Below are 839 nucleotides of genomic sequence, written 5' to 3'. Positions count from 1 at the left end.
CGATCAGGCGGTGCTGGCAGTCGTAGCGGTATTCGGTGACGAGTTGCTGGTCGCGGCCACGGCGTTCGCGGATCAGGTTGCCGAAGGCGTCGTAGTCGTAATGGCGGTCGCCCTGCATCAGCAGGCGATTGCCCTTGATCCGGGTCGGGCCGGGACGATCCTGCATCAGCAGGTTGCCGGCCGGGTCGTGGGCGAAGGCTTCCGGCAGTTCGTCACGCGAGTGACGGACGCGGATCAAGCGGTCGAGGGCGTCATAGCCATAGGTGCGCTGGCCGTGGCGGCTGTCGGCAATGTGCTCGAGGTTGCCGTTGGCGCTGTAGGCATAATCCCGGCGATACAGCGAGTCGTGCTGATGGCCTACAGCATGGGCCAGCAAACGTCCCTGATCGTCGTAGGCATAATCGCTGCGCAGCAGGCCTTGCTGGCGTTGTTGTTCGCGACCGGACTGGTAGACGTGACTGGTCAGCCGCGTGCCATTGAGGTCGATGGCGGTCAGCGCGCCGCCCTTGGCGTAGTGATAGTCGAGCTTGCTGTTGTCCGGCAGACGCTGGCGCTTGAGCTGGCCGCAGGCGTCGTAGGTGTAGCNTCGCGACCGGACTGGTAGACGTGACTGGTCAGCCGCGTGCCATTGAGGTCGATGGCGGTCAGCGCGCCGCCCTTGGCGTAGTGATAGTCGAGCTTGCTGTTGTCCGGCAGACGCTGGCGCTTGAGCTGGCCGCAGGCGTCGTAGGTGTAGCGCAGGGTGCCCCAGCCCTGATGCTCGGTGATCAGCCGGTCCTGCCGGTCATATTCAAAGGCCAGCGGATGTTGCTGGCCGTCATCAACCCCGGTCAAACGGC

At 64.7% G+C, this 839-nt stretch carries 1 pseudogene; it reads right to left on the bottom strand.

Annotated elements, in window-relative coordinates:
• Positions 1-839: pseudogene (locus tag VLA07_RS27310) on the bottom strand (type IV secretion protein Rhs); the annotation flags it as partial.

This window comes from Pseudomonas sp. S3(2024), from assembly GCF_036861315.1.
In the GTDB taxonomy this organism is placed as follows: domain Bacteria; phylum Pseudomonadota; class Gammaproteobacteria; order Pseudomonadales; family Pseudomonadaceae; genus Aquipseudomonas; species Aquipseudomonas putida_A.
This window is presented reverse-complemented; position numbering and strand designations above follow the sequence as displayed.